Annotated in this window: 7 protein-coding genes; 3 read left to right on the forward strand and 4 right to left on the reverse strand. The window is 54.4% G+C overall.

Features of this window, described 5'->3' with window-relative positions:
• Positions 1 to 296 precede the first annotated feature (296 nt).
• Together P1S46_11070 and P1S46_11075 are read right to left on the reverse strand one after the other, a co-directional pair.
• Positions 297 to 1,163 carry a phosphoethanolamine transferase gene (locus tag P1S46_11070; protein MDF1537017.1) on the reverse strand — a complete coding sequence of 289 codons (867 nt, stop codon included), beginning with the start codon at positions 1,161 to 1,163 and terminating at the stop codon, positions 297 to 299.
• Positions 1,164 to 1,183: 20 nt separating this feature from the next.
• Positions 1,184 to 1,933, reverse strand: a complete 750-nt coding sequence (locus P1S46_11075; GenBank protein MDF1537018.1) for a hypothetical protein — start codon at positions 1,931 to 1,933, stop codon at positions 1,184 to 1,186.
• Between the two features lie 255 nt (positions 1,934 to 2,188).
• Between P1S46_11075 and P1S46_11080 the strand changes: the two genes are divergently transcribed.
• Positions 2,189 to 3,433: an AMP-binding protein gene (locus P1S46_11080; GenBank protein MDF1537019.1), complete on the forward strand. Its 1,245-nt coding sequence runs from the start codon at positions 2,189 to 2,191 to the stop codon at positions 3,431 to 3,433.
• Between the two features lie 103 nt (positions 3,434 to 3,536).
• A complete protein-coding gene (locus P1S46_11085; GenBank protein MDF1537020.1) occupies positions 3,537 to 3,740 on the forward strand; it encodes a four helix bundle protein in 204 nt (67 codons plus the stop codon).
• Between the two features lie 92 nt (positions 3,741 to 3,832).
• Here P1S46_11085 and P1S46_11090 read toward each other — a convergent pair whose 3' ends face one another.
• Together P1S46_11090 and P1S46_11095 are read right to left on the reverse strand one after the other, a co-directional pair.
• A complete protein-coding gene (locus P1S46_11090) occupies positions 3,833 to 4,594 on the reverse strand; it encodes a VTT domain-containing protein (protein MDF1537021.1) in 762 nt (253 codons plus the stop codon).
• A complete protein-coding gene (locus P1S46_11095; protein MDF1537022.1) occupies positions 4,584 to 5,324 on the reverse strand; it encodes a glycosyltransferase family 2 protein in 741 nt (246 codons plus the stop codon). The genes P1S46_11090 and P1S46_11095 overlap by 11 nt, the downstream gene beginning before the upstream one ends.
• A gap of 161 nt (positions 5,325 to 5,485) precedes the next feature.
• On the opposite strand from P1S46_11095, the gene P1S46_11100 reads away from it, so the two are divergent.
• The coding region (locus P1S46_11100; GenBank protein MDF1537023.1) for a hypothetical protein at positions 5,486 to 5,668 on the forward strand (183 nt) is incomplete at its 3' end.

A 5,668-nucleotide genomic window follows, 5' to 3' on the forward strand; every position in this document is an offset into this window, starting at 1 on the left:
CGCCAGGGCTTTGAAGACCTGGGACCGCTTCTCATAATGTGTTCTGTTCGTCTTGAACATGATCTTACCTCCAGAGTGAACTATTAAATCGCACTATTTGGCAATATAGCCAAATAGCCAAAGATGTCAAGATGAATATGCCGTGGGAGGGCGGGTCCGTAGGTCCGTGAGTCTGAAGGCCGTAATTCCGTAGTTCCGTAAAGGCGTGATGCTTTAAGATCTTGCGGACGAACGGATCCACGGACACACGGATTTACGGTTCAACGCACACACGCATTCACGCACTTACGAATTTCTCAGGGATAAGGTTTTCCGGCGGCAAATCGCGGGACCGGCACAAATTCGGACGAGAGGACATCCCTCTCGGGATCGTAATAATCCCCCTTGATCCCCATCAGACCGAGCAGGGTATGGTCGAGGATGTCGGTCTGATATGGTCTCTCGCTGAAGCGTGCCGCATCCTGCGCGTTGAGGGGAAAAGCCTTCGACCTCCAGAACAGCATGGGGATCTCGAACATGGCCAGGACCCTGTTGTTGTGTCCCACAAAGTTGGAATAGTGGGCGACATCTTCCCCATGGTCGGGAGCGTACAGCCATGCGATGGACTGGTCCTCGCGTTTGGCGCAAAGATCGATCGTGGACCGGAGGATATGATCGACATAGAGCATGGCGTTGTCGTAGAAGTCACGCATTTTTCTGGCGCGGAGGCTCCGCCCTTCGGACCTGAGCCTCCTGGCGACCTCGTCATCGGCGTCGTTAAAGCGCGCGAAGGCCTCAGGATAGCGGAAATAGAAAGCAGGATGGGCCTGCAGAAGGTGGAGGATGATAAATTTTCGCGGCGCCCGATCGTCAAGCGCCCTATCCAGTTCGGGCAGGGCCACCTCATCGTAGGAACCTTCCCCCCTGGAGCCACCCCTGTTGACGTTCACCGTAACATCGGCGTGACCGGCGATAATGGAGAGCGCTCCGGCCATGTCGGTGCTGTGATTTGTTATCCAGAAGGTTTTGTAACCAGCGCTTCTGGCCATGATGAGGATATCAGGGCTTGCGGCGTAAAGCTCTGGCTCCTCGTGGGTCGCCGGCCCCATTATCAGCCTGATATCCCCCACAGTAGAGCCCAGGGTGGTGATCACATCATCGAACCTTGTGAGACTGTCGCCCAGAGCCGCGAGTTCAGGGTTTGTCAGACGGGGATATCCGAAGATAACCAGTTGTGCCTCGTCACGGACTCACCGAGCACGAAAACGACTGTCCGGGCCCCCTCCCACGTGTACGTCATGGTGGCAAGAGAACTGTCGGTCGATATTGCTGCCACGATCTTTTCCTGCATGACCCTGGTATTTTCGACACTCCTTTCCCATTTGGCCTTCCGGATGGGAAAATAAAGGAGAGGATTTTCCTTGCGCATGGTAGGGTTCAGGTGGACCACCGCCAATAGCACCGTCAGGAATATGGCCCCTGCTCTTCCTGCCAGGCTGTGCCGACCGGCAACAACGGGTCCGCCCGCTTTTTTGAACCTGAAAATGGGGGGACGCCACCCCAGGAGCAGCCAGTATAACGAAACGGCCACCACCAGGACAAAAACATGTTTACCCAGGTAAAAGATGTTCTGGGAAATAAACTCCGAAGCCTCACCGCCGTTGGTGTTGAAAAGGGCCTCAACGACTATCATATCGTCCTGTGCTACCCCGAACACATCCCGAAGGAAAGCGTGGTAACCGCTGATGCCCAGGAAAAGGAAGGCCGTCAGGCCGTTGAGCAGCCTTCCGAACCGGCTTTCAGTGCCGTCCCGGACAGTCCAGGCCGTAAGCGTAAGAATCGTAAGAGCCCCGAGGAAACCGGTTTTCAGAGCCTGGATGACGTTCAACCAGCCCACAGCCCAGTAAATGGTCATGATGAGAAACCAGCCCGCGGCACGGATGATCAGCTGCATGGAAAATCTCCTGATAAATATTTTCTTCCTGTTTCGATTCCAGCTGAACCATACCCAATACAACCGGTCCGGTCAATGGAGGTGGGATTCCCGTAAATGTGTGACTCTTTATGGTCTTACAGGCGAACGGACGTACGGACATACGACATCACGGTCACACGGCCTTCGGATCTACGGGTCTACTCCTTCTTGACGTAAGACTATCCAATGGGCATTCTTGCTTCTCAACCACTTCAAACGGGAGGACGTGAAACAATGGTCAATAATGAAAGGGATATCGAATACCTGCCCCACGAGGAGGCGATGGAATTTAAAACCACCCGGATCAGGGATCTCATGACCGGTGAGTGGCAAAAGGCTTCCGGGTTCGTCAAAAGGCTGGCCGAGGCCGGTGTCACTCCTGAAGAGCTCAAGACATCTGATGACGTTCGCAAATTCCCCATCCTCAGGAAGTCGGAGATGACTGGCATCCAGAGCGCAGACCCTCCCTTCGGCAGCCTGATAACCGTCCCGCCAGGCCAGTTAAGGAGGATCTACTCCTCACCCGGTCCCATTTATGTCCCCGACGGCCGCCTTCAGTCCTATTACCGATGGGAACGGGCCTTTTCAGCCTGCGGGATCACCGGGGGAGACATCGTCCTGAACTGTTTCAACTATCACCTGACCCCCGCCGGAGCCATGTTCGAGGAGGCAGCCGGGAACCTGGGCTGCGCTGTGATCCCGGCTGGTATCGGCAACAGCGAGATCCAGGTCAGGGAGGCCACTCATTTCAAAGCCAACGTCTACGTGGGCCTGCCGTCCTACCTTACGGTTCTCATCGAGAAGGCCAAGCAGGTCGGCCTGACCATGCCCCTGGAAAAAGCGTTCGTTATTGCCGAAAAACTTCCCGAGAGCCTGCGCGCAGAATTCCAGAACAACCACGGGATCAAAGTCCGTCAAGGCTACGGCACCGCCGAGGTGGGGGCTATCGCCTACGAATGTGAAGAAGGTAAAGGGATGCATTTCGACCCCTCAGTGCTCCTTGAGATCCTCGATCCCCAGACCGGTGGGCCGGTTCAGCCAGGAGAGCCGGGCGAGGTCGTTGTGACCGTCATCAACCCGGTCAACACACTTCTGCGGTTTGCGACCGGAGACCTTTCCTCAGCGGTATACGACGAATGCCCCTGTGGTAGAAAGAGCCCCCGCCTCACCGGGATCCTCGGCAGAGTGGACCAGGTGATCAAGGTCCGGGGACTGTTTGTTCACCCTGGACAGCTTGCCGAAGTCATGTCCGAATTTACCGAGGTAGATCGGTTCAGGGCTGTTATCACACGGGACCGGGCCATGGATGACATGACTATTGAGGTCCAAAGCATCCTTTCTTTAGCCGCGAACACTCTGGAGGACATAGGGAAAAGGCTCAAGGATGTCCTGAAGCTGAGCACTAAGGCTGTCCAGGTGGAACCGGGAACGATCCCGGAGGACGCCGAGCCCCTGGATGACCGGAGGAAATGGGAATAAAGGTCAGTAAGGGGTATGGGGGAAAAGGGTAATGGGTCAAGTCCTTAACCGCGACAACTGAATCACATTTTCCATTTGGTCTTTAAATTGCACTCCTCATCAGATGAGGCGTTCATCAAGATCTGTATGTGCAAACATAGCAGAAGCGTGGAAGCGCCGACGTAACAAACGTGCTTTTATTCCCAGCCTGAACACCGCTGAGAGTGAGGCCAACGAAACGAGAGTGTGGTTGGAGATCGCTTACCGTTGCGGCTACCTTGATATGGAGAGAAAAGAGGATCTGGATCGGCAATGTGGGGAATCCTGACTCTTATAACCATGATCCGGTTACCGCCCGGATCGCCTTTCCTTTGGAAGAAAAGATCCTGAGTTCACCAGGAGTTTTTTAAACAGGATATGTCAGGAGTTTCTATCCTCAGCGGTCTTGCCCCTGGCGACCTGGTTCATCAGGAACCGTAACAGGGCGACTGCCGCAATGAACCCGAAACCGAGCCATATCTGGTAATAATTCCCTTTCACCCCCCCGCTGCCGAACATGGCGAAAACAACGGTAAGCGGGATAAACCCCAGGATTGAACCCGAGATAAAAGCTGAAAAAGGAACCCGCAGGCTGCCGAAGAGAAGGCTCTGAACGGTGGAGTTGCTGAAGGGGAAAAGCCGCAGGTATAAGGTCCACCAGAACGCTTCCCGGTTAAGCCTTTCCACGAATTTTCCGGCGCGGTTTCGTAAACGGCGCTGAGCGACCGAGCCCAGGAATGTTGAACCCGCAAAGAACAGGGCCGTCGCTCCTATGATGCTGGAACAGAGGCTGAACACTGCTCCCAGCGCAGCACCGTAGACCGCGCCTCCCAGAGCCGAGATCCATATCCTCGGTACCCCCAGGCTGATCAGGATACCGGTTCCCAAAACAAACACAGCCCCGCTGCCGGCAAGGCCGCCAGGGACAGCGTCTGACTTGAGGAAGGACCTGATTCGATGAACATTTTCAAAAATATCCCGGACCAGATCGCTCCTGAGGAGAAGGGCCAGAAGTAAAAAGATCACACCGACTATAATGATGGTTGTAAGATCCTTGAGGGGAGAGGAGCTTAATTCAACTTCCGCTAGTGGGCCGGAAGAAACCGTTACAGGTTCTTTTGCAGGTCGCTGTTCAGCTGCCAACCGGAGTAACCTCATCCTCCTCAGCTCGAGGCTGGATCACTCTTTTGCTTAGCCAGTACACACCCGCCAGGTCCGCCAGCCCCACCCATAACCTGCTGTTGATGCCGCCGCCGTATTTGCTCGTGCCAGAGAACCGCGGCCGATGATTGACCGGAACCTCGGCGACGGCAAACCCGTTCATCACAAGCAACGCCGGGAAGAAACGGTGAAAATTCCTGAAAAGGTGAATATCCTCAAGGCAGTGCCGCCTGAACACACGCATCGAGCATCCCACATCGGTCGTTTTATCCTTCAAGATGGTTGATCTGACCCCGTTGGCTATTTTACTGGACATACGCCTGACCCAGTTGTCATGCCTGTCAACGCGAATTCCGCTCACCATATCGGCATCCATCGTTTCGATCTGCTGCAGCAAAAGGGGCAGGTCCGCTGGGTCGTTCTGGCCGTCACCGTCAAGTGTGCCGATGTACTTCCCGGATGCTACGGAAAAACCAAGCTTCAAAGCGGCTGACTGTCCCAGACGCTCCCGGCTGTGTATCGTTCTCATGGAACTGTTTTTGGCCGCAGCTCCCTTAAGAACGGAGCCGGTGCTATCTTCCGATCCGTCGTCCACGGCGATCAATTCCCAATCATCACCAAATACAGGGGAAAGAACCTGAAGGATTTCCTCGCAAACCTCCCCGGCACACTCCTCTTCGTTGAAGAACGGCACCACAACACTGATCTTCAAACTGTTCTCCTCACCCATTTCAGCTCCCAGAAAAAAATCCCCTCCGTACTCCATTCTTCCAACTCGGAATGAAAAATGCGGTGCTTTTATGTTACTCTTAACAGCAGGTTAGCACCATCTGTTTCCGATATCCAGAACGGGGTTAAACCATATTACCAGCCATGACAACTTCTCAGGAAATTTCAGCCGCTGACAAAGATCCCATTAGACCCGGTGCGCACAGGATCATTCTTTTCGGGCTGGCAGCCTATTTTCTCGTCAGTGTCCTTATAAGGGTCATTATCTCGAGCACGGCTGATATGGACCAGACCGAACAGCTGGTTTACACGCAGACCTTGAGACTG

The organism is bacterium, assembly GCA_029210545.1.
GTDB lineage: Bacteria > BMS3Abin14 > BMS3Abin14 > BMS3Abin14 > BMS3Abin14 > JARGFV01.